This window comes from Streptomyces sp. NPDC030893, from assembly GCF_055571535.1.
On sequence record NZ_JBVIFC010000007.1, the window covers coordinates 284,682 to 306,941 of the forward strand.

Genomic DNA, 22,260 nt, shown 5'->3' on the forward strand with positions numbered 1-22,260 from the left:
TTTGTCACCGTTCCGTTCCAAGTTCAACGGACCGCCCGAAGGGGGTGGGTTCAGCCCTGCTTCACGGCGCCGCCCGCCTTCCACTCCTTCCAGTTCATGTTCCAGCCGCCGAGCCCGTTGTCGGGGGCCACCTTCTTGTCCTCGCTGTTGACGACCTCGACGACGTCGCCGATGAGGCTGCGGTCGAAGAACCAGCCGGCCGGGGTGTCGGCGCCGCCGCCCTTCACATCGCGCAGACCCACGCAGCCGTGGCTGACGTTGTCGCTGCCGAAGACCTCGGGCTCGGCCCAGTAGTTGCCGTGCAGGAAGGTGCCCGAGCTGGTCAGGCGGATCGCGTGCGGGACGTCGGGGATGTCGTACTCGCCCCCGAAGCCGACCGTGCGGCTGTTCATGCGGGTGACCTCGAGCATCTCGGTGATCACCATTTTCCCGTTGTAGGTGGGCGTCCTGGCCGCCCCGGCCGTGATCGGCACGGTGGCGAGGAGTTCCCCGTCCCGCCGCACCCGCAGGGTGTGCCGGGAGGCGTCCACCACCGACACCTGGCTGCGGCCGACGGTGAAGGTGAAGGTGCGGTGCTGGAGGCCGTACACCCCGGGCGCTCCCTCGACGTCGCGCAGGTTCAGGTCGACGGTGACCTCGGTGCCGGGTTTCCAGTAGTGCTCGGGGCGGAAGTCGAGGCGGGAGTCGCCGAACCAGTGCGGGCGGATCTCCACGGCGGGGCGCGCGGTGACGCGGACGGCGCGTTCGACGGCCGCGCGGTGGGCGATCTTCCGGTTGAACTCCAGGGAGACGATCATGCCGGTGCCGACGGTGGCGCGGTCCTCGGGGGCGACGTAGCCGATGAAGCGTTCCTCCGGGACGAAGGTGGTGAACGTGGTGTGCCGGGCGGAGCGGCGGCCCTCGCCGTCCACGGCCACCGCGTCGACGGTGTACTTCGCGGCGAGCGCCAGCCGGTCGTCGTCGGGCTTCCAGGTCAGCCCGTCGGCGGAGACCCGCCCCGGGACCGGTGACTCCCGCGCGTCCTGCGACACGACGACCTTCACCGACTCCAGCTTCCCGTCCGGGACGCGTACCCGCAGGGGGGAGCCGGGCCGTACGTCCTCGCTGCCGTCGTCGGGGATCACCCGGATGGCGTCCCCGCCGCCCGGGGGCCCGAACGCCCCCCGGACGGGTCCGTCCGGGGTGCACCCGGCGGTCCCGGCCAGCAGTCCTGCCCATGTCACTACGACGGCCAGTGCGGCCCTCGCGCGCCGTGCGCGCCCAGTTACGTGCCTCACGCGGTACCCAACGACGGGCCCCGCCTCCGGAAACGACCATGCCGCCCCCCGGGGAAACGTGAGGGCGAGGCGCGCTCTGGGCAGAACAGTGGGAGGACGACGCGCCGGGGAGCCGCGGCCGGGGCCATGGGACGGGCCGCCGCGGCCCCCTGTCCGCCGTCGTCCCCCCACGAGCCGCGGGAGGCTGACAGGTGTCCAGCGCAGCCGAGCAGGAGGCGGTGGCCGGAGAGCGGGCCACCGGGGACGGGCGCCCGGCCGTCGTCGTGAACGGCGCGCGGCCGGCGCCGCCCGTGCCCACGGTGCCGGTGCGTCCGGGGCGGCCGACGCCGCTGGGCGCCCGGTTCCGGGTCGGCCCGGACGGGGTGGCGGGGACCAACTTCGCGCTGTGGGCGGGCGGCGCGGAGGGGGTCGAGCTGTGTCTGTTCGACGAGCGTGGCAGGGAGGGCCGCGCCCGGCTCACCGAGCTGACGCACGGGATCTGGCACGGCTTCGTGCCGGGTGTGCTCCCCGGGCAGCGGTACGGCTACCGGGTGCACGGCCGCTGGGACCCGTGGACGGGCGCCCGCTGGAACCCGGCGAAGCTGCTGCTCGATCCGTACGCCCGCGCGGTGGACGGGGACTTCGCGCTCCCGGCCGAGGTGTACGGGCATGTCCGGGACTGGCCGGAGCAGCATGTCGCGGACACCGTGCGCGACGACCGGGACTCGGCGCCGTTCGTCCCCAAGGGCGTGGTCGTCCATGACGACGACGACTGGGCGGACGACCGCCGGCCGAAGACCCCGTGGGCGGACTCGGTCATCTACGAGCTGCACGTCAGGGGTTTCACCCAGCGGCACCCGGGGGTCCCGGAGGAACTGCGCGGCACGTACGCCGGTCTCGCGCACCCCGCCGCGATCGACCACCTGGTGCGGCTGGGCGTGACGGCCGTGGAGCTGCTGCCGGTGCACCAGTTCGCGCACGAGGACCACCTGCTGCGCCGGGGCCTGCGCAACTACTGGGGCTACAACTCCATCGGCTACTTCGCCCCGCACGCCGGCTACGCGGCCTCGGGGACGACCGGGCAGCAGGTCGGCGAGTTCAAGCGGATGGTGCGCGCCCTGCACGCGGCCGGGATCGAGGTGATCCTCGACGTGGTCTACAACCACACCGCGGAGGCGGGCGAGCTGGGCCCCACGCTCTCCCTGAAGGGCGTCGACAACCGCGGCTACTACCGCCTCCAGCCGGACGCGCGCCGCTACGCCGACTACACGGGCTGCGGCAACACCCTGCACGTCGTCCAGCCGCACGTGCTGCGGCTGATCACGGACTCGCTGCGCTACTGGGTGACGGAGATGGGCGTCGACGGTTTCCGGTTCGACCTGGCGGCGGCGCTGGCCCGTTCCATGCACGACGTCGACATGCTGTCGCCGTTCCTCGCGGTGATCGCGCAGGACCCGGTGCTGCGCCGGGTGAAACTGATCGCCGAGCCGTGGGACGTGGGCTCCGGGGGCTACCAGGTGGGGGCGTTCCCGCCGCTGTGGACGGAGTGGAACGACCGGTACCGCGACACCGTGCGGGACTTCTGGCGGCACGCGCTGCCGGACGTGCGGGAGATGGGCTACCGGCTGTCCGGCTCCAGCGACCTGTACGCGTGGGGCGGGCGGCGGCCGTACGCATCGGTCAACTTCGTCACCGCACACGACGGTTTCACCCTGCGGGACCTCGTGTCGTACGACCGCAAGCACAACGAGGCGAACGGCGAGGGCAACCGGGACGGCACGGACGACAACCGCTCCTGGAACTGCGGCGCGGAGGGGCAGACGGACGACGAGGACGTACGGGCCCTGCGGCGGCGGCAGTCGCGCAACCTGCTGACCACGCTGCTGCTGTCGACGGGCGTGCCGATGCTGGTCGCGGGCGACGAGATGGGCCGCACCCAGCGCGGCAACAACAACGCCTACTGCCAGGACAACGAGATCGGCTGGGTCGACTGGAGCCTCCTGGACGACCCGGAGTGGCGGCCCCTGTCCGAGCTGACGTCCCGGCTGACCGCCCTGCGCCACCGGCACCCGGTGCTGCGCCGGCGCGCCTTCTTCTCCGGCCGCCCGCACTCCGCGGACGGACTGCGCGACCTGGCCTGGTTCACGCCGCACGGCACGGAGATGACGGAGGACGACTGGTACGCGCCGGCGGCCACGCTCGGCATGTACCTCTCCGGGCGGGACATCCCGGGCCGGGACGAGCAGGGGGCGCCGGTCGTCGACGACAGTTTCCTGGCGGTCCTGCACGCGGGGCACGGCCCGGTGGAGTTCGAGCTGCCGGGGCCGCCCTGGGCCGGGCGGTACGAGGTGGTCGTCGACACCGCGCGGGAGGAGCAGGACCGGGCTCCGGAGGTGGAGCACCGCGCGGGGGCGCGGATCACCGTGCCGGAGCGGTCGGTGCTGCTGCTGCGGGTACGGAACTGAGCGGCGGTGGCGGCGCCGTGGCCGTCGCCCGCGTCAGCCGAGGATGCCCCGGTCGTACCCGACCGCCACCGCCGCCGCGCGGTCCTTGGCGCCGAGCTTGCCGAAGATGTGCGTGAGGTGGGTCTTCACGGTCGCCTCGCTGATGAACAGCTCCCGGGCGATCTCGCGGTTGGACGTGCCCCTGGCGACCAGGACCAGCACCTCGCGTTCGCGGGCGGAGAGCGGCTCGCCGGCGGGGGCCGCGGGCGCGCGGACGGCGGAGACCAGGCGGGAGGCGACGGCCGGGGAGAGCACCGTACGGCCCTCGGCCGCCGCGCGGACGGCGGTGAACAGTTCCTCGCGCGGGGCGTCCTTGAGCAGGTAGCCGGTGGCGCCCGCCTCGATCGCGGGGATCGTGTCGGCGTCGGTGTCGTACGTGGTCAGCACCAGCACCTGAGCGCGGGCGCCCCTGCGGGACAGTTCCCGGATGGCGTCGACCCCGCCCCCGCCCGGCATCCGCAGGTCCATGAGGATCACGTCGGGGTCCAGGGCGGCGGCCCGTTCCAGCGCCTCGACGCCGCTCGAGGCCTCACCGAGGACACGGAACCCGGGCGCGGAGTCGAACATGCCGCGCAGGCCGTCCCGTACGACGGGGTGGTCGTCGACGATGAGGAGGGAGATCACGGCTTCGTCAGTCATGGCGGACCAACGGTACGCGAGCCGAGACGGCCGTCCCCTGGCCGGGCTCCGCCTCGACGGTCAGCGCCCCGGCGACGCGTTCGGCGCGGGCCCGCATGCCGTCGAGGCCGAAGCCGCCGACGGCGGTGCGCGCGGGGAGGGCGAGCGGGTCGAAACCCCGGCCGTCGTCACGGATGTCGAGGGTGACCTCGTCGCCCATGTAGGAGAGGGTGACGCCGACGCGGCCGGCGGTGGCGTGCCGGGCGGTGTTGGACAGGGCCTCCTGGGCGATGCGCAGGAGGGTGGCGGCGACCTCGTCGTGGAGCGGCTCGGCGGTGCCGGTGGTGGTGAACCCGGCCCGCACGCCCGTCCGTTCGCCCCATTCCGTCACCGTCTTCCGCAGGGCGTCCGGCAGCCCGTCGTCGGCGAGGGCGACCGGGGAGAGGTTGTGCACGGAGCGGCGGGCCTCGCCGAGGCTGTGCCGGGCCAGGGCGAGGGCCCGGTCCGTGTGCTCCCGGGCCAGGTCCGCGTTCCGTGCGTTCGCGACGGCCTGGAGCTGGGCGATGATGCCGGTCAGGCCCTGGGCGAGGGTGTCGTGGATCTCGGCGGCCAGCCGGCGGCGCTCGTCGGCGACACCGGCCTCCCTCGCCTGCACCAGAAGCTGGCTGTGCAGAGCGGCGTTCTCGTCGAGGGCCTGCTGCAACGCGGTGTTGGTGCGTTCGAGTTCGGCGATGGTCTCCAGCCGGGCCCGCCCCCGGTCCTCCTCCAGGTCGGCGAAGTGACCGAAGAGGAAGACCAGCGCGGTGTTGGCGGCGAGGAGGGAGCCGAAGAGCACCCAGCCCAGCCCGTTGTCCGGCGGCAGTCCGCCCGACTGGGAACCGGCCAGCGTCACGGCGGTCGCGAACAGACCGGTCTTGCGCAGACGGCGCGGAAGCATGCGCTCGGTGCTGAAGTAGCCGATGACGGCGTAGAAGGCGAACAAGGGGTGCATCCAGGTCAGGGCGAACCCGACCGCCCAGCGCAGGGCGTAGTGCCGGACGCCCGCCGGTGACGGTCCGGTGCGGTGGGCCGCCCCCCTGCCCCACCAGAGCTCCAGGCCCACGGCGGCGACGATCAGGGCGCCGCACGCCCACCGTGCGCCGGAGTCCATGCCGAGGGCGTCGGCGGTCGCCCAGGCGATGACCGTACTCATGAGGAGGAGTCCGTACGGGCCCCAGCGGTCGAACACGGCCCACCGGTCGTCGAGTTCGGTCGTCTCCGTCACGACGTCATTGTCGGCCGCGTCCATGTGTCCCGGCTCCCTGTCGTCGTGTCCCGGCTGCCTGTCGTCGTGTCCCGGCTCCCTGTCGTCGTCATTCCCAGCGGAACCAGCGCGAGGCAGCCGCCGTGAGCAGCAGCGTCCAGGCCGTCAGTACGCCGAGGTGGAGCAGGTCCGGCCAGTCGCCGGCCGCGGCCTGGTCCAGGGCCTGCGCGGCGGCGCCGAACGGGGTCCAGCCGACGATGTCGGCGAGGAGGTCCGGCATGGCCGCGACCGGGAGCCACACACCGGCGCAGAACATCGCGGGGAAGAGCGCGGTCGACCCGAGCGCGGTGGCGATCTTCGTGGTGCGGGACAGGGCGGAGAGCACGGCACCCAGGGCGAGGCAGCTGAGGAGCGCGAGCAGCAGCGCGAGGAGGTAGCCCAGCGGCTGCTCCGGCAGTGCCACGCCGAAGGCCAGCCGGCCGACCGCGAGGGCGATCAGGGCGGAGAGCACCGAGGCACCGCCGAAGACCAGCATCTGCGCCGTCAGCAGGGTGGCGGGGCGTACGGGCGTGGTGGACATGCGGCGCAGCACGCCGGTCTCCCGGTACCCGGTGAGGGTCTGCGGCATGGCCTGCAGACCGCTGACCAGCAGGCCGAGGAGGACGGCCACCGGTACGTAGACGTCGATCGGACGCAGTCCGCCCATATGGGGGTCCGCCTCGCGGAAGGAGGGGATGAGCCCCAGGATCCCCAGCAGCAGGGTGGGGAAGAGGAGGATCCAGAAGATGCCGCCGGGTTCGCGCCCGAAGAGGCGGATCTCGGTCCTGAGGACGGCCGTGTTGAGGACGTCGGTGCTCATGACGTGGCCTCCGTGAGGTCCAGGAAGGCGTCGTCCAGTGTGGCGTCGGTGACGCGCAGCTGGTGGGCGGTGACGCGGGTGCGGGCGAGGAGGGTGATGACGGCGTTGACCGTCTCGTCGGTGCCGGAGAGGGTGACGCGGCCGTCCTTGTGCTGGATCGACGCGAGCTGCGGCAGCGCGTTCAGGTCGGCGTCGTCCAGTGGGGCGGAGGGGGTGAAGCTGATGACGGTGCCGCCCGCCGAGCGGCGGATCAGCCCGGCCGGGGTGTCCAGGGCGGCGACCCGTCCCTTGTCGATCACCGCGATGCGGTCGCAGAGGCGCTGCGCCTCCTCCATGAAGTGGGTGACGAGGACGACGGTGACACCGCCCGCGCGGATGTCCTCGATGAGCTCCCAGGTGTCACGCCGGGCGCGCGGGTCGAGGCCGGTGGTCAGCTCGTCCAGCACCACGATCCGGGGGTCGCCGATCAGGGCGAGCGCGATGGACAGGCGCTGCTTCTGGCCGCCGGAGAGTGTGGCGAACCGGGTGCCCAGTTTCCCGGTGAGGCCGAGGCGTTCGCAGAGCTGCCGCCAGTCGGCGGGGTGCGGATAGAAGGAGGCGTACAGCTCCAGGGCCTCGCGGACGGTGAGTTTCGGCTGGAGCCGGCTCTGCTGGAGCTGGGCGCCGAGAACGCGGGCGACCTCCCGGTGGTCGGTGACGGGGTCGAGGCCGGTGACGCGTACGCGGCCGGCGTCGGGGACGCGCAGGCCCTCGACGCACTCGACGGTGGTGGTCTTGCCGGCGCCGTTCGGGCCGAGGATCCCGAAGATCTCGCCCTCCTCGACGGTGAAGGAGACACCGTCGACTGCCGCGTGCCCCCCGTAGGACTTGCGCAGATCGGTGACGTCGATGACTGACATGGCCTCAGCCTCCCGGAAGCGGAGGTGCCGGCGCATCGCCCGGTCCGCTCGGCCCGGCATCAGCCGATCGGTTGACGATGCGTACGACTGCCCCGTACCCGCAGGTCGTAGGTCCGGCGACCGAGGAGGTCCCGGCCGAAACTCGGTGGGCAGTGTCAGCCGCAAACCGTAGGCTCGCTGCTGATGCCCACGACACCTTCTCCCCCGGAATCCCGTTCCGCCGTGCGTACGCTGCTGCGGCTGTGGCCGTATGTGCGGCCCGTGCGGACACGGCTGTTCACCGCCGCGTTCATCGCGATCCTCGCCTCCTGCATCGGGCTGGTCATCCCGCTCGTCCTGAAGTGGATGGTGGACGGCCCGATCGCCGACCGGGATCCGGCGGGGGTGTGGCTGGGCGCGCTGTACCTGCTGCTGCTCGGGCTGGCGGAGGCGCTGCTGTTCGGGTTCCGGCGGTGGCTGGTGGCGCGCCCGCTGTCGCATGTCGAGGCCGAGATGCGGGCGGATCTGTACCGGCATCTGCAGCGGCTGCCGGTCGCCTTCCACGACCGGTGGCCGTCGGGGCAGTTGCTGTCGCGGGCCACCACGGACCTGATGCTGCTGCGGATGTTCCTCGCCTTCCCGTTGACGTTTCTGCTGGTCAACGGCGTGACCATCCTGGTCGGCGTGATCATCATGCTGGTGCAGGACTGGACGCTGGGGCTGGTCATCCTGGTGCCGGCCGTGCCGGTGCTGATCACCTGCGTGGTCTTCGAGAAGCGGTACTCGGGGGCGGCGCGGCGGGCGCAGGACCAGGTGGGCGATCTGACGACGGTCGTCGAGGAGAGCGTGCTCGGCATCCGGATCATCAAGGGCTTCGGACGGCACCGCAGCCAGGCCCTGGCGTTCCGGAAGCTGGCGGGTGAGCTGCGGGGGACGGAGCTGCACAAGGCGCGGCTGCTGGCGACGATCCTGGGCGTCATCGTGACGCTGCCGGAGCTGGCGATCGGGGCGGCGCTGGTGCTGGGGGCGGTACAGGTGGCGGACGGGTCGCTGTCCGCGGGAACACTGGTGGCGTTCCTGTCGACCGCACTCGCCCTGCGCTGGCCGGTGGACTCGATCGGCTTCCTCCTGGCGATGAGCCAGGAAGCGGCGACGGCGACGGAACGGTACTTCGAGGTCATGGACGCGGCCCCGGAATCCGCCGCGGCCGAACGGCATCCCGCCGCAGCCGCGGGCAGTCGTGCCGCTCGGGCGATGGGGGTCCCCCCGCCCGAGCGGCACGACTGCCCGCAGGACAGCGCAGACGGGCTCGTCTTCCACAACGTCACCTTCCGCTACCCCGACGCCCCCGCCGACACAACCCCCGTCCTCGACCGCATCGATCTGCACATCCGCCCCGGCGAATCCCTCGCCCTCGTCGGCGCCACCGGCAGCGGCAAGACCACCCTCACCGCCCTCGTCCCCCGCCTCCACGAGGTGACGTCCGGCCGCATCACCCTCGACGGCACGGACATCACGGAGATGTCCCGCGAGGAACTGCGCTCCCGCGTCGCCGTGGCCTTCGAGGAGCCCACCCTCTTCTCCGCCGGTGTCGGCGAGAACGTACTCATGGGCGGCGGAGCCGGCGAGGAGGACCTCGGCCGCGCCCTCGCCGTCGCCCAGGCGGACTTCGTCCACGCGCTGCCCCAGGGCACCGGCACCCAGGTCGGCGAGCAGGGCCTCAGCCTCTCCGGTGGCCAGCGCCAGCGCCTCGCGCTGGCCCGCGCCGTGGTCGGCCGCCCCGACTTCCTCGTCCTGGACGACCCCCTGTCCGCGCTCGACGTGCACACCGAGGCCGCCGTCGAGGCCGCCCTGCGCCGGGTGCTCGCGGACACCACCGCCCTCATCGTCGCGCACCGCCCCTCCACGGTCCTGCTCGCCGACCGGGTCGCCCTGCTCTCCGGCGGCCGGATCACCGCGGTCGGCACGCACCACGAGCTGCTGCGCACCAACCCCGAGTACGCCCACCTCATGTCCGGCGCCCCGGCGGGGGAACAGGAGGACCAGCGATGACGGCGGCCACCACCGCACCCGTCAAGGACGAGGACGACGACCGGGCACCCACGACCGGTGACCCCTTCGACCAGGACCAGTTGCCCGCTCCCCCGGGCGCCACCGGCGCGCTCCTGCGTTCCCTGCTCTCGCCCATGCGGGGCAGGGTCGCCGTCACCGCGCTGTTGCTGCTGTTCCAGCAGGCCGCGGTGCAGGCCGGCCCGCTGCTGGTGGCGTACGCGATCGACCGTGCCGTACCCGCGTTCCGCGGCGACGACAACGGGCCGCTGATCGCGGTGGCGGTGGGCTACCTGCTGTGCGCGACGGCGGCCGGGACGCTGCAGTACGCGTTCGTGAAGACCTCCGCGCGGGTCAGCCAGGACGTGCTGCTCGATCTGCGCGGCCGGATCTTCCGCCACGCGCAGGAGCTCAGCGTCGACTTCCACGAGCGCTACACCTCGGGCCGCCTCATCTCCCGCTCCACCACCGACGTCGAGTCGCTGCGCGAACTGCTGGAGGAGGGCCTGCAGGAGCTGGTGATGGTCATCCTGTCGGCCGTCTACATCTCGGTGCTGCTGCTCTGGCTGGACCTCGGGCTCGGTGCGGTCGCGGTGGCCTCGTTCATGCCGCTGTACCTGCTCGTACGGTCGTACCAGCGGCGGGCGGGACGGGTGTACCGGAAGCGGTCGACGGCCATCGCCGCGGTGATCGTGAAGTTCGTCGAGACGATGAACGGCATCCGCCCGGTGCGCGCCTTCCGCCGGGAGGCGGCGAACGACGCCGACTTCGCGGTGCTGAACCGGCGGCACGAGCGGACCAACGGGGACGCGCTCCTTGAGATGGCCCGCTATGTCGTCGGCTCCCGGATCACCGCCAACACCACCGTCGCGCTGATCGTGCTGTGGGGCGCCTACCGGGTGGCGGACGGGTCGCTGGAGCTGGGTGTGCTGGCGGCGGCGGTGCTGTATCTGCGGCGGCTGTACGACCCCATCGACCGGCTGGGCATGTTCCTCAACTCCTACCAGTCGGCGGCGGCCTCGCTGGAGAAGATCGCCGGCCTGCTGGCCCAGACCCCGTCCGTGCCGGAGCCGGTGTCCCCCCGGGAGCTTCCCGGGCGGCGCTCCGGCCTCCCCGGCCGCGAGGTCGTCTTCGACGACGTCCGTTTCGCCTACCGCACCGGCGGCGAGGTGCTCCCCCGCTTCGGCCTCACGCTGCCCGCGGGGCAGACCGTCGCGGTCGTCGGCTCGACCGGCGCGGGCAAGTCGACGCTGGCCAAGCTGCTCGCCCGCTTCTACGACCCCACCGACGGGCGGGTGCTGCTCGACGGCGTGAACCTCGGCGACCTGACGGGACGCGATCTGCGGCGCGAGGTGGTGATGGTGACGCAGGAGGCGTTCCTGTTCTCCGGGACGGTCGCGGAGAACATCGCGATCGGACGACCGGACGCCACCCGCGAGGAGATCGAGCAGGCGGCGAAGGAGATCGGCGCGCACGACTTCATCGCCGCGCTGCCCGACGGCTACGACACCGACGTACGCAAACGGGGTGGCCGCATCTCGGCCGGTCAGCGCCAACTGGTCGCCTTCGCCCGCGCGTTGCTGGCCGACCCGGCGGTGCTCATCCTGGACGAGGCGACCAGCTCCCTGGACATCCCCGGCGAACGGGCGGTGCAGCGGGCCATGGCGACGGTGCTGAAGGGGCGTACGGCGGTGGTGATCGCCCACCGGCTGTCCACCGTGGAGATCGCGGACCGGGTCCTGGTGATGGAGCACGGGCGGATCGTGGAGGACGGCAGCCCGGCCGAACTCATCGCCGGGACGGGCAGGTTCGCCGACCTGCACCGGGCCTGGCGGGACAGTCTGGCGTAGGGACCGGGGCGGAGCACGGGGGAGAGTGACCACATGATCGACACCTACGGGGATCCCGGCACGCCGGACTGCCGGAGCGGGGCCCGCTATCTGTGGTGGCTGGTGCTGCGGCAGCCGGGCCGGTGTGCGGCGGGCGCGGTGTACGGCAGCGTGTGGATGGTGCTGCTGGCGGCGACGCCGTACACGATGTCGCGGGCGGTGGACGACGGGCTGGGGCGGGGGGACATGGGCGCGCTGGCGCTGTGGACCGGGACCCTGTTCGTGGTGAACGCGTTGAACGCGTGGCTGAGCATCATGCGGCACCGCACCATGACACGGGTGCGGATGGACGCCAATTTCCGCACGGTGAAGGTGGTCGTGGGGCACACGGTGCGGCTGGGTGCCTCGCTGGAGCGGCGCGCCGGGGCCGGGGAGGTCGTCACCATCGGGGTGGGTGATGTGCAGACGATCGCCCAGTCGCTCACGGCGGTCGGCCCGGGGGTCGGCGCGGTCGTGGCGTACGCGGTGGTGGCGGGGCTGCTGCTGTCGGTGTCGCCGCTGCTGGCGGTGGTGGTGCTGCTCGGGGTGCCGGTGATCGGTCTCGCCGTGGGGCCGCTGGCGGGACGGTTGCAGGGCAGGGAGACGGAGTACCGGGAGCGACAGAGCGTGCTGACCGCGCGGATCGGCGATCTCGCGGGCGGGCTGCGGGTGTTGAGCGGGCTGGGCGGGAAGAACCTGGTCTCCGAGGCGTTCCGGCGGGACTCGGGGCGGCTGCGGGAGCAGGGGTACCGGGTCGGGGCGGTGACGAGCTGGATACAGGCGTTCGCCGCGGGGCTGCCGGTGCTGTTCCTCGCGGGGGTGACCTGGATCGCGGCACGGCTGGCGGCCCAGGGCGAGATCACGGTGGGCGAGCTGGTGTCGGTGTACGGCTATGTGGCCGTACTGGTGTGGCCGGTGATGTTCCTCATCGAGTGCGGTTACCAGCTCAGCCGGGGTGTGGTGGCCGCCCGGCGGGTGGCGGCGCTGCTGCGGCTGGAGCCGCCCGCCGACGCCGCCACCGCCGACCCGCCTGCCGAGCCGTCCGTGCTGGACGACCCGGAGTCGGGGGTGCGGGTGCTGCCGGGCCGGCTGACCGCGCTCACCGCCGCGCGCCACGACGACGCGCTCGTCGTGGTGGACCGGCTCGGGCGTTACGCGCCGTCGGAGGCGACCTGGGGCGGGGTCCGGCTGGACGAGGTCGCGCTCGCGCGGGTGCGGGAGCGGATCCTGGTGGCCGATCCGGAGGCCGATCTGTTCGCCGGGCCGCTGCGGGAGGTGGTGGCGGCCGGGCGCGGGGAGGCCTCCGACGAGGAGGTGCTGCGGGCGCTGCGGGCCGCCGCCGCCGACGACATCGTGCGGGGGCTGCCCGACGGGCTCGACTCGGCCGTGTCCGCGCAGGGCCGCAGCCTCTCCGGCGGTCAGCGGCAACGGGTGCGGCTGGCACGGGCGTTGCTGGCCGACCCGGAGGTGCTGCTGGCGGTGGAGCCGACCTCGGCGCTCGACGCGCACACCGAGGCCACGGTCGCCGACCGGCTGCGCGAAGCCCGCGAGGGCCGTACGACGCTGCTGGTCACGTCGTCGCCGCTGGTGCTGGCCCGGGTCGACGAGGTGGTCTTCCTGGTCGACGGGAAGGTCGCCGCGAACGGCAGTCACCTCCAGCTTCTCGACCGCGAGCCCGCGTACCGGGACCTGGTGGCCCGGGACACCGACGAGGAGGCCGTGCGATGAGCGGGGAGCGTCTTCCCCTCGCCGGGCCCGCCGATGTGCGCCGGGCCGCGGCGGGACTGGTCCGGGCGGACCGGCGGGTCTTCGCCGGCGTACTGGCGCTGAACGGGCTGGCGGCCCTCGCGGGGCTGGCCGGGCCGTGGCTGCTGGGGCGGATCATCGACGAGGTGCGCGACGGGGGCGGAGTGGCGGTGGTGGACCGGCTGGCGCCGGTCATCGTGCTGTGCGCCGTCACGCAGTTGCTGCTGTCCCGCTGGGCCCGGTACGTGGGGCACCGCTTCGGGGAGCGGACGCTGGCGCGGGTGCGGGAACGGTTCGTGGACCGGGCGCTGGGACTGCCGTCGTCGGTGGTGGAGCGGGCCGGTACGGGCGATCTGACCGCGCGCGGGACGGCGGATGTGACCGTCGTGGGCACGACCCTGCGCGACGCGGGTCCCGCGCTGCTGGTCAACGCCGTGCAGTCGCTGTTCGTGATGGCCGCGGTCCTGGTGGTGGACCCGCTCCTCGGCGCGCTCGGACTGCTCGCGCTGACGCCGATCTGGCTGGTGCTGCGCTGGTATCTGCGCCGGGCCCGCGACGCCTACCTCGCGGAGGGCGCGGCCAACTCGGACGTGGCGGAGATCGTCGCGTCGACGGCGGCGGGCGCCCGCACGGTGGAGGCGTTCCGGCTGGAGGAGCGGCGGATCCGGGCCTCGCGGGAGGCGCTGGAGACGTCCCGCCGCACCCGGTTCCACACCCTGTTCCTGCGCACGGTGTTCCTCCCGACGGTGGAGCTGTCGTACACGGTGCCGATGGCGGCGGTCCTGCTGCTCGGGGGGTGGCTGCACCAGCAGGGCACGGTGAGCCTCGGGGCCGTGGTGAGCGTGTCGCTGTATCTGCTGCAGCTGACGGGGCCGCTGGACGAGGTGCTGATGCGCGTGGAGCAACTGCAGGCGAGCGGCGCCTCGTTCGCCCGGGTGGAGGGACTGGCCCGGGCGCCGCGCGCGGCCGGGCGGGGGGACACGCCCGATCCGGCGGGCGACCGCATCGACGTGACCGGTGTCCGCTACGCGTACGACGGGGGCGGTGAGGTGCTGCGCGGGGTCGACCTGACGGTGACCCCGGGCGAGCGGCTGGCGATCGTGGGGCCGTCCGGTGCCGGGAAGACCACGCTGAGCAGGCTGCTGGCGGGCGTGGACGCGCCGACCGCGGGGACGGTGACGGTCGGCGGGGTGCCGGTGTCCGGCCTCGACCCGGAGCGGCTGCGGCGGCAGGTGGTCCTGGTCACGCAGGAGCACCATGTGTTCCTCGGCTCGGTCCGCGACAACCTGCGGATCGCCGAGCCCGCCGCCTCCGACGAGGAGGTGTGGGCGGCACTGACCGTGGTGGGCGCCGAGACCTGGGTGCGGGAGCTGCCGGACGGGCTGGACACCGAACTGGGCGAGGGCGGCCACGCCACCGACGGCTCCCAGGCGCAGCAGCTGGCCCTGGCACGAGTGGTCCTGGCCGACCCGCACACGCTGATCCTCGACGAGGCGACCGCCCTGCTCGACCCGGCCACCGCCCGCCACACCGAGCGCGCGCTGGCCGCCGTGCTGGAGGGCCGTACGGTCATCGCCATCGCCCACCGCCTGCACACCGCCCACGACGCCGACCGCGTGGCCGTCATGGAGAACGGCCACCTGACCGAACTCGGCCCCCACGACACCCTGGTCGCCTCCGGCGGCACCTACGCCTCCCTCTGGCACTCCTGGCACGGCACCCCGTAGAAGCGCCTGTCCGGCGCTTGAGGACGAGGCCCGCGGGGCCGGCAGCGGGTCCGGGGCGCGGCCCCAGGGACGGGAAGGGAAGGGGCAGCGAGGGCGCCCCCCCCTCACCCACCCCGCACCGGCACCGCGTTACCCCCCGCCCCACACCGCACCGTCCACGGCTCCCCACCGAGATTCTCGTGGATACGCACATCCACCTCCGCAGCCGCCCGCCCCCCGGGAACCTCCGCATGCGCCGCCGTACAGGCCAGCTGACTGACCGCCGCCACATCCAACTCCCCCGTGCTGACCGCGACGGGAATCCGCAGATCGACCCCCCCGTTCGTCGCGGTAGCCGTAAGCCGCCCGTCCATGTCCGGAACCTCCGTCGTCAGCCCGCGCTCCTCCTCCGCCGCCGTAGGCCCCTCCACCAGAAGATCGAGCGCCTCCTGCGGCCCGAGCGGCCGGCCGACCAGACGCGAGACGGCACGGATTCCGTACGGACCGGTGAAGTAGAGCCGCACCGACCGATCCTCCCCACCCGGCTGCTGGATCCCCGAGGCGGGCGCCCCGGCCCGGACGGGCCCGGACTGCGTGATCCCGCACCCCGCCACGGCCATCGCGAGGAGCGGAACGACGGCCCCCCGACCACGCCATGTCACGGCGCCTCCCACGGCCGGCTCCCGGCGAGGGGAAGGGTGAGGGTGAAGACGGCCCCACCGCCGGGGGCATTCGCCGCGGCGAGCGCTCCCCCGTGCAGCACGGCGTTCTCGTGGCTGAGGGCGAGCCCGAGCCCGCTGCCCTCGGAGCGGGCGCGGGCGCTGTCGGCCTTGTAGAAGCGCTCGAAGACGTGCGGGAGGGCGTCCTCGGGGATGCCGGTCCCCCGGTCGGTGACGGTGAGGACGGCCCGCCCGCCGTCCACCCGTGCCGACACGGTGACCGGAGGCAGCCCGTGCCGCAGCGCGTTGCCGACCAGGTTGGCGAGCACCACGTCGATGCGCCGCGGGTCGACACGCACCGGCACCGGCTCCGCAAGACTCACGGCGACCCGCTCGTCGGCACACCAGCCCCGCACCTGGAGGGACTTGAGCACGATGGCGCGCAAGTCGACGTCCTCCAGGTGCATGTGCGCCGCCCCGGCGTCGAAACGCGAGACCTCCATCAGGTCCTCGACCAGCCGGGCCAGGGTGCGGGTCTCCGAGCTGATCAGGCGTACGGCGTCGGCGGTGTCGGCGGGCAGCACACCCGAGTCGGCGTCCTCGTCGAGCACTTCGGTGACGGCCGTCATGGCGGCGAGGGGTGTGCGCAGTTCATGCGCGACGTCGGCGGCGAACCGGCGGGCCCGTGCCTCCATGCGGCGCAGTTCCGCGTCGTCCTTCTCCAGCGTGCCGGCCATCGTGTTGAACGAGCGGGTGAGCGCGGCGAGTTCGTCGCGGCCGTCGGCGTCGACCCGGGTGCCGAGCTCTCCCGCGGTGATGCGTTCCGCGCCGTGGCGCAGACGCCGTACCGGGCGCAGCACGCTGCGGGCCGCGAGCAGCGCCGGTACGAGGGCGAGCAGCAGCGCGGCGAGCGCCCCGGCCTGGGCGGCGGTGACCAGGGCGTCGATGTCCGTCCGGTCGTTGTCCAGCGGGAAGGAGACGTACGCGGCCAGCCCGGAGAGCCGGCCGGGGTCGTCCGCGTAGGCGACGGGCATGCCGAGGACCAGCCAGGGCCGTCCCCGGTGCTCGACGTACTGGTAGACCGCCGCCCCGCCGCCGTCGACGGCGCGGCGGAGCGCGTCCGGCACCGGCGGGGCGTCGGCGGTGCCCCCGGTGAGAGGGCCGTCCCGGTACGCGGCCGTCGCGCGCCAGTCGCGGCTCCCGCCCGCCCGGTCGAGCTGTCCGGCCAGGCCCCGCAGGTCCTCGGTGGCGGGCGGGAAGGCCAGGTCGGGGGCGAGGGAGTCGAGTTGGGTGCGCAGATCGGCGAGTGCGGCGGAGCGGGTGCGTTCCAGGATCGCGGAGCGGGCCTGCTGGAAGGTGAGGCCCGCGGTGAGCAGGGCGCCGAAGGCCGCGGCGAGCAGGAAGGCCAGGACGAAGCGGGTCCGGAGCCCTTGGGGGAAGCGGATCCGGAGGGCCATCACACGGGCCCGAAGCGGTAGCCGAAGCCGCGCACGGTCTGCACGTACACGGGTTTGCGCGGCTCGTCTTCGATCTTGGCGCGCAGCCGCATCACACAGGCGTCGACGAGACGGACGTCGCCGTAGTACGAGTGCTCCCAGACCTGTTCGAGGAGTTGCTGACGGGAGTAGACCTGGCCGGGGGCGGCCGTGAGGAACAGCAGGAGTTTGAGTTCGGAGGGTGCGAGGGCGAGTTCGGTGCCGTGCTTGGCGACGACCAGGGAGGTGCGGTCCACGGTGAGGCCGGCGTGCCGCTCCGCGCCGCCGGCCGCGGGTTCCGGCCCGCCGTCCTGGGCGGGCGCGACCCGGCGCAGAACGGCCTTCATCCTGGCCGCGAGGATCTCGGGGCCGGCCGGTTTGACGATGTAGTCGTCGGCGCCCGCCTCCAGTCCGACGATCACATCGATCTCGTCCCCGCGTGCGGAGAGGATGATGATCGGGAGCTGCTGCTTCTCCCGGATCCGGCGGCACACCTCCAGGCCGCTCATCCCGGGCAGCATCAGGTCGAGCAGGACGAGGTCGGGCCGATGGCGTTCCAGGGCGAGCAGTCCGGTCTCGCCGCTGCCGGCGACCTCCACCTCGTGCCCCCGGCGTCTCAGGGCGAGGGTGACGCCCTTCTGCACGGCGGGGTCGTCTTCGATGAGCAGGACTCGGGCCATGGGGGGTGCGCTCTTCTCCGGCGGGGCGTGCGGCGTTCTTGACCAGAATGCTCGAAGCGTATGACGCCTGTTTCCGCGTCGTGTGAGGAAACGATGACGGCCGTTCCGTGCGGCGCGGCGCCTCGGCTGTGCTCAGGGCATGAACTTCGAGAACCTCCCTTCCGTCCGCCGCGACGGCGCCTCCCCCACCGCCCGCCGCCTCGCCGCCCTCTCCCTGGCCTCGGCGGCGGCCCTGCTCGCGCTGACCGCCTGCCAGGACTCGCAGGTCTCCTCCGGCACCGGGGGCACCGACACATCCGCCGACGGCTCCGGCGACCGGGAGGAGGGGGCCAAGGACGGCAGCGCGAAGCCGCAGCGGCTGCTGTGGATGGGCGACTCCATCAGCGAGGCACAGGTGCCGGCCGTCGGCGCGGCGATGGAGGCCGCCGGAGTGGAGTTCGAGTCGATGGCCTCCACCGGCGGCGGCGGTGTCGTCGGCGAGATCGCCGAACCCACCTGGAAGAAGCTGCCCAAGTCCCTGGAGTCCTTCCGGCCGGACGTGGTCGCCTACCAGATCACCACCTACGACTGGGGCACCCCCGACGAGCAGCGCGCGGCGTACGAGCGGCTGGCCGGGGCGGTGAAGGAGGCCGGTGCCGAGCTGCTGCTGGTGTCCGCGCCGCCCTTCGAGGTGGACGACTTCTACAAGCCGCACGAAGCCGGGATCAAGGCAGCGCCGAAGTCGGCGAAGGCGGTCGCGGACCGGCACCCGGACACGGTCCGCTTCCTCGACACCGCCTCCCTGTGGGGCACCGACAGCGGCGCGGCCATGGCCCAGCGCAGCGAGGACGGCATCCACTCCTGCCAGCAGGGCTCGGCGGCCTTCGCCCAGTGGTTCGGCAAGGAGCTCCAGGCGCTCTACGGCTTCGCCCCGGCCGCGCCGGAGGAGTGGGCCACCGGGGCGTGGACCGGCGAGAAGGTGTTCAGCCGACTCGGCTGCCCGTAACGACGGCCCGCACGGGCCGCCCGCCCAAGCCGCCCGCCGGGCCGCCCGCCCGAGCCGCTCGCCCGGGCCACCCGTCAGTCCCCCCGTCAGCCCGCCCGTCAGTCCACCCGCCCCCGCCCTCCCCGGAGATCCGCACCCATGCACCCAGCCCCACCGAGGACCACACACCGCCGCACCGCCCCAGCGACGGCACCGGGCAGACGGCGGCACATCGCCCCGCTGGACGGGCTGCGCGGGGTGGCTGTGCTGGGCGTGCTGCTGTTCCACGCCGGCCACCTCGGCGGGGGCTTCCTCGGCGTCGACCTGTTCTTCGTCCTGTCCGGTTTCCTGATCACCGGGTTGTTGCTGAAGGAGGCGCGGGAGGGCGACGGCCGTATCGGGCTCGTCGCGTTCTGGGGACGGCGCGCACGGCGGCTGCTGCCCGCGCTCGCCGTCACCGTGGCGGGCACCCTGCTCCTGGTGTGGGCGTTCGGTCCGCCGGCGCTGCTCCGGTTCGCGCTCGACGACGCCCCCTGGGTGGCGGCGAACCTCACCAACTGGCATCTCGTCGCCGACGGGGCCGGCTACTGGAACGGGGCGGACACCCGGGTCTTCGGCCACTTGTGGAGCATCGCCGTGGAGGAGCAGTTCTATCTGCTCTGGCCGCTGCTGGTGGCGCTGCTCGCGCGCGGGAAGAACGCCGAGCGGCGCATCGCCGCCGTGGCCGGTGCCGGAGCCCTCGTCTCGCTGGCCCTCATGGTCGCCCTCGCCGCCTCCGCCGGTCCGGCCGACACGACCCGCGTCTACGAGGGCACCGACACCCGCGCCTTCTCCCTGCTGCTCGGCTCCCTGACGGCCACGGCGCCGGCCGCCCGTCTGTTCGCCCGCGCCCGCGAGGCCGCCCTGTGCCGGACGGGCCCGCTCCTGGCCTGCGGGATCGGGGCGTACTGGGTGTCGGCCGACGGACAGCGGACCCCGTCCCTGTTCCAGGGCGGCCTGTTCCTGCACGCGCTGGCCGCCGCCCTGCTCATCGGCTGTCTCGCCCACACGCCGCACAGCCCGCTGGGCCGTGCCCTCGCCACGCCCGTGCCGCGCCGGCTCGGCGGCCTGTCGTACAGCCTCTACCTGTGGCACTGGCCGGTGTTCCTGCTGCTCGACGAGGAGCGCCTGGGCCTGTCCGGCCTGCCGCGTACGGCCGTGCTGCTCGCCGTGTCCGTCCTGGCCGCCTGGCTGTCGAAGGTGCTGGTGGAGGACCCGGTGCGGTTCCGGGCCCGGTGGGCGACCGGCCGCGGCGGCGTCCTCGCCCTGGTCGCCGCGTTCGCCGCGTCGGCCGCCCTGTGGGCACTGATCCCCGAGCCGCGGACGGGCGACGGTTCGGTCGACGTGACACGGCTGCTGTCCACGGACGGCTGATGCCGCCCGCTCGCGCTCCTGACCGTTCGTATACCGAACCCCGCCCCCCGGACAACGAACGATTTCCGGCCAATGTCTTGACGCGCTCCTGACAGGAACCGTGATCCCCTGCGACTCTTCCCACGGCCGTTCCACAGCAACCCCACAGCTCCACCCCACCGCTGTACGGCAGCGGCCATGGCTCAGAGCACTTCCGTTCTGCCCGGGCGGCTCACCCGCCGGCCGGTCTCCCCAGGCCGTGCGACCCGCGGCCACGCAGAAGGAGTCAGCGTTGAGAACCAGGTCGTCCCACAGACCCACCCCCCACGGCACCTCCCACCGCACGCACCGCCGCGCCGCCGCCGTCGCCCTCGCCGGGGTGGCCGCGCTGATCGCCACGGCCGTGCAGTCCGGCTCCGCCACCGCCGCCCCGGAGCGCGCGCCGGCGGCCGAGAGCAAGGCGAAGCCGGGCTCCGAGTCGGTCACGCTCACCCCCGCCCAGCGCGCCGCGCTGATCCGGGAGGCGAACGCCACCAAGGCGGAGACCGCGAAGGACCTCGGTCTGGGCGCGAAGGAGAAGCTCGTCGTCCGTGACGTGCTCAAGGACCGCGACGGCACCGTGCACGTGCGCTACGAGCGCACCTACGACGGACTGCCCGTCCTCGGCGGCGACCTGGTCGTCCAGGGCGACACGGCCGGTGCGGCCGACGCCGTCGTCAAGGCCACCCGGACCGCGGTGAAGCCCGCGACCACCACGGCCAAGGTGCCGGCCGCGGAGGCCGAGCGGCAGGCCCTGTCCGCCGCGAAGGCCGAGAAGGCCGAGGGCGCCGACGTCGACCGGGCCCCGCGCAAGGTGATCTGGGCGGCCGGGGGCACGCCGGTCGTGGCGTACGAGACCGTCGTCGGCGGGCTCCAGCACGACGGCACCCCGCAGGAGCTGCACGTCGTCACCGACGCCACCACGGGCGAGAAACTGTACGAGTGGGAGGCCATCCAGAACGGAACCGGCCACACCGTGTACAGCGGCACCGTCGACCTGACCACCACGCAGTCCGGGTCGTCGTACAACCTCACCGACGGGGCGCGCGGCAACCACCGCACGTACAACCTCAACCGCGGCACCTCCGGCACCGGCACCCTGTTCTCCGGCTCCGACGACGTCTGGGGCAACGGCAGCCCCTCCAACCTGGAGTCGGCCGCCGCGGACGCCCACTACGGGGCCGCGCTGACCTGGGACTACTACAAGAACGTGCACGGCCGCAGCGGCATCCGCGGCGACGGCGTGGGCGCCTACTCCCGGGTCCACTACGGCAACAACTACGTCAACGCCTTCTGGTCGGACAGCTGCTTCTGCATGACGTACGGCGACGGCTCCGGCAACGCCAACCCGCTGACGTCGATCGACGTGGCCGCGCACGAGATGACCCACGGCCTGACCTCGAACACCGCCGGCCTCATCTACAGCGGGGAGTCAGGCGGCCTCAACGAGGCGACCAGCGACATCTTCGGCGCGACCGTCGAGTTCTACGCGAACAACTCCTCCGACGTCGGTGACTACCTCATCGGCGAGGAGATCGACATCAACGGCGACGGCACCCCGCTGCGCTACATGGACGAGCCGAGCAAGGACGGCGCGTCCAAGGACTACTGGTACTCGGGCATCGGCAACGTCGACGTCCACTACTCCTCCGGCCCCGCGAACCACTTCTTCTACCTGCTGAGCGAGGGCAGCGGCACCAAGACCGTCAACGGTGTCACCTACGACTCGCCCACCTCCGACGGCCTCCCGGTCACCGGCATCGGCCGCGCCAAGGCGGAGAAGATCTGGTTCCGCGCGCTCACCACGAAGTTCACCTCCACCACCAACTACGCGGGCGCCCGCACCGGCACCCTGGCGGCGACCGGTGAGCTCTACGGCACGGACAGCGCCGAGTACAAGGCGGTGCAGGACGCCTGGGCGGGCGTCAACGTCGGCTCCCGCCCCGGTGACGGCGGCGGCGGCGGTACGTCCTTCGAGAACACCGCCGACGTGTCGATCCCGGACAACGGTGCCGCGGTGACCTCCTCGATCACCGTCACCGGACGGTCCGGCAACGCGCCGGCCAACCTCCAGGTCGCCGTCGACATCGAGCACACGTGGAGCGGCGACCTCGTCGTCGACCTGCTGGCCCCGGACGGCACCGCGTACAACCTGCGCAACCGCACCGGCGGCTCCGCGGACGACATCAAGCAGACCTTCACGGTCAACGCCTCGTCCGAGACCGCCAACGGCACCTGGCGGCTGCGCGTGCAGGACCGGGCACGCTACGACACCGGCTACATCAGCGGCTGGAAGCTGACCTTCCCGTAAACCGGAGGCGATC

At 73.2% G+C, this 22,260-nt stretch carries 16 protein-coding genes; 8 read left to right on the top strand and 8 right to left on the bottom strand.

What is annotated here, in order from left to right; all coding sequences use genetic code 11:
• Positions 1-50 precede the first annotated feature (50 nt).
• Positions 51-1,277 carry a L,D-transpeptidase gene (locus ACZ434_RS16855; RefSeq protein ID WP_468456342.1) on the bottom strand — a complete coding sequence of 409 codons (1,227 nt, stop codon included), beginning with the start codon at positions 1,275-1,277 and terminating at the stop codon, positions 51-53.
• A gap of 191 nt (positions 1,278-1,468) precedes the next feature.
• Here ACZ434_RS16855 and glgX point away from each other — a divergent pair, with 191 nt between their 5' ends.
• Positions 1,469-3,721: a glycogen debranching protein GlgX gene (gene glgX / locus ACZ434_RS16860; protein WP_468456344.1), complete on the top strand. Its 2,253-nt coding sequence runs from the start codon at positions 1,469-1,471 to the stop codon at positions 3,719-3,721.
• Positions 3,722-3,754: 33 nt separating this feature from the next.
• Here glgX and ACZ434_RS16865 read toward each other — a convergent pair whose 3' ends face one another.
• From ACZ434_RS16865 to ACZ434_RS16880, 4 genes are all read right to left on the bottom strand, one after another.
• The gene (locus ACZ434_RS16865) at positions 3,755-4,399 is read right to left on the bottom strand and encodes a response regulator (RefSeq protein ID WP_468456346.1); all 645 of its coding nucleotides are present in this window, start codon (positions 4,397-4,399) and stop codon (positions 3,755-3,757) included.
• Positions 4,392-5,666, bottom strand: coding sequence for a sensor histidine kinase (locus tag ACZ434_RS16870; protein ID WP_468456348.1), 1,275 nt, complete (start codon positions 5,664-5,666; stop codon positions 4,392-4,394). Before ACZ434_RS16870 ends, ACZ434_RS16865 begins: the two co-directional genes overlap by 8 nt.
• A gap of 64 nt (positions 5,667-5,730) precedes the next feature.
• Positions 5,731-6,480, bottom strand: coding sequence for an ABC transporter permease (locus ACZ434_RS16875; protein ID WP_468456350.1), 750 nt, complete (start codon positions 6,478-6,480; stop codon positions 5,731-5,733).
• Positions 6,477-7,379, bottom strand: coding sequence for an ABC transporter ATP-binding protein (locus ACZ434_RS16880; protein WP_468456352.1), 903 nt, complete (start codon positions 7,377-7,379; stop codon positions 6,477-6,479). The genes ACZ434_RS16875 and ACZ434_RS16880 overlap by 4 nt, the downstream gene beginning before the upstream one ends.
• A gap of 183 nt (positions 7,380-7,562) precedes the next feature.
• Here ACZ434_RS16880 and ACZ434_RS16885 point away from each other — a divergent pair, with 183 nt between their 5' ends.
• The 4 genes from ACZ434_RS16885 to ACZ434_RS16900 are packed head-to-tail and all read left to right on the top strand — an operon-like array spanning position 7,563 to position 14,748.
• The gene (locus tag ACZ434_RS16885) at positions 7,563-9,410 is read left to right on the top strand and encodes an ABC transporter ATP-binding protein (protein WP_468456354.1); all 1,848 of its coding nucleotides are present in this window, start codon (positions 7,563-7,565) and stop codon (positions 9,408-9,410) included.
• Complete coding sequence (locus tag ACZ434_RS16890) at positions 9,407-11,257, top strand: ABC transporter ATP-binding protein (protein ID WP_468456356.1); 1,851 nt, start codon at positions 9,407-9,409, stop codon at positions 11,255-11,257. Before ACZ434_RS16885 ends, ACZ434_RS16890 begins: the two co-directional genes overlap by 4 nt.
• Positions 11,258-11,290: 33 nt before the next feature.
• Positions 11,291-13,003 carry an ABC transporter transmembrane domain-containing protein gene (locus ACZ434_RS16895; RefSeq protein WP_468456358.1) on the top strand — a complete coding sequence of 571 codons (1,713 nt, stop codon included), beginning with the start codon at positions 11,291-11,293 and terminating at the stop codon, positions 13,001-13,003.
• Positions 13,000-14,748: an ABC transporter ATP-binding protein gene (locus tag ACZ434_RS16900; protein WP_468456360.1), complete on the top strand. Its 1,749-nt coding sequence runs from the start codon at positions 13,000-13,002 to the stop codon at positions 14,746-14,748. The genes ACZ434_RS16895 and ACZ434_RS16900 overlap by 4 nt, the downstream gene beginning before the upstream one ends.
• A 104-nt stretch (positions 14,749-14,852) precedes the next feature.
• Here the strand turns inward: ACZ434_RS16900 and ACZ434_RS16905 are convergent, their stop codons facing one another.
• The 3 genes from ACZ434_RS16905 to ACZ434_RS16915 form a co-directional block, all read right to left on the bottom strand.
• Entirely contained in the window at positions 14,853-15,251 is a 399-nt protein-coding gene (locus ACZ434_RS16905; protein WP_468456362.1) for a hypothetical protein, read from the bottom strand.
• Positions 15,252-15,385: 134 nt separating this feature from the next.
• A complete protein-coding gene (locus tag ACZ434_RS16910) occupies positions 15,386-16,843 on the bottom strand; it encodes a sensor histidine kinase (protein ID WP_468456364.1) in 1,458 nt (485 codons plus the stop codon).
• On the bottom strand, positions 16,843-17,541 hold the full coding sequence (locus ACZ434_RS16915; protein WP_468456366.1) for a response regulator: 699 nt from the start codon (positions 17,539-17,541) through the stop codon (positions 16,843-16,845). The genes ACZ434_RS16910 and ACZ434_RS16915 overlap by 1 nt, the downstream gene beginning before the upstream one ends.
• A 139-nt stretch (positions 17,542-17,680) precedes the next feature.
• Between ACZ434_RS16915 and ACZ434_RS16920 the strand changes: the two genes are divergently transcribed.
• The 3 genes from ACZ434_RS16920 to ACZ434_RS16930 all read left to right on the top strand — a co-directional run bounded on the left by ACZ434_RS16920 (position 17,681) and on the right by ACZ434_RS16930 (position 22,247).
• Entirely contained in the window at positions 17,681-18,526 is an 846-nt protein-coding gene (locus tag ACZ434_RS16920; protein WP_468456368.1) for an SGNH/GDSL hydrolase family protein, read from the top strand.
• Between the two features lie 138 nt (positions 18,527-18,664).
• Positions 18,665-19,918: an acyltransferase family protein gene (locus ACZ434_RS16925; protein WP_468456370.1), complete on the top strand. Its 1,254-nt coding sequence runs from the start codon at positions 18,665-18,667 to the stop codon at positions 19,916-19,918.
• Between the two features lie 271 nt (positions 19,919-20,189).
• Positions 20,190-22,247 carry a M4 family metallopeptidase gene (locus ACZ434_RS16930; protein WP_468456372.1) on the top strand — a complete coding sequence of 686 codons (2,058 nt, stop codon included), beginning with the start codon at positions 20,190-20,192 and terminating at the stop codon, positions 22,245-22,247.
• Positions 22,248-22,260 lie beyond the last annotated feature (13 nt).

What these genes read in the sequence shown, in the direction of transcription:
- ACZ434_RS16865 (WP_468456346.1), bottom strand. Translation starts at nt 4,399, where the DNA reads ATGACTGACGAAGCCGTGATCTCCCTCCTCATCGTCGACGACCACCCC.
- ACZ434_RS16870 (WP_468456348.1), bottom strand. Translation starts at nt 5,666, where the DNA reads ATGGACGCGGCCGACAATGACGTCGTGACGGAGACGACCGAACTCGAC.
- ACZ434_RS16875 (WP_468456350.1), bottom strand. Translation starts at nt 6,480, where the DNA reads ATGAGCACCGACGTCCTCAACACGGCCGTCCTCAGGACCGAGATCCGC.
- ACZ434_RS16880 (WP_468456352.1), bottom strand. Translation starts at nt 7,379, where the DNA reads ATGTCAGTCATCGACGTCACCGATCTGCGCAAGTCCTACGGGGGGCAC.
- ACZ434_RS16885 (WP_468456354.1), top strand. Translation starts at nt 7,563, where the DNA reads ATGCCCACGACACCTTCTCCCCCGGAATCCCGTTCCGCCGTGCGTACG.
- ACZ434_RS16890 (WP_468456356.1), top strand. Translation starts at nt 9,407, where the DNA reads ATGACGGCGGCCACCACCGCACCCGTCAAGGACGAGGACGACGACCGG.
- ACZ434_RS16895 (WP_468456358.1), top strand. Translation starts at nt 11,291, where the DNA reads ATGATCGACACCTACGGGGATCCCGGCACGCCGGACTGCCGGAGCGGG.
- ACZ434_RS16900 (WP_468456360.1), top strand. Translation starts at nt 13,000, where the DNA reads ATGAGCGGGGAGCGTCTTCCCCTCGCCGGGCCCGCCGATGTGCGCCGG.
- ACZ434_RS16910 (WP_468456364.1), bottom strand. Translation starts at nt 16,843, where the DNA reads ATGGCCCTCCGGATCCGCTTCCCCCAAGGGCTCCGGACCCGCTTCGTC.
- ACZ434_RS16915 (WP_468456366.1), bottom strand. Translation starts at nt 17,541, where the DNA reads ATGGCCCGAGTCCTGCTCATCGAAGACGACCCCGCCGTGCAGAAGGGC.
- ACZ434_RS16920 (WP_468456368.1), top strand. Translation starts at nt 17,681, where the DNA reads ATGAACTTCGAGAACCTCCCTTCCGTCCGCCGCGACGGCGCCTCCCCC.
- ACZ434_RS16925 (WP_468456370.1), top strand. Translation starts at nt 18,665, where the DNA reads ATGCACCCAGCCCCACCGAGGACCACACACCGCCGCACCGCCCCAGCG.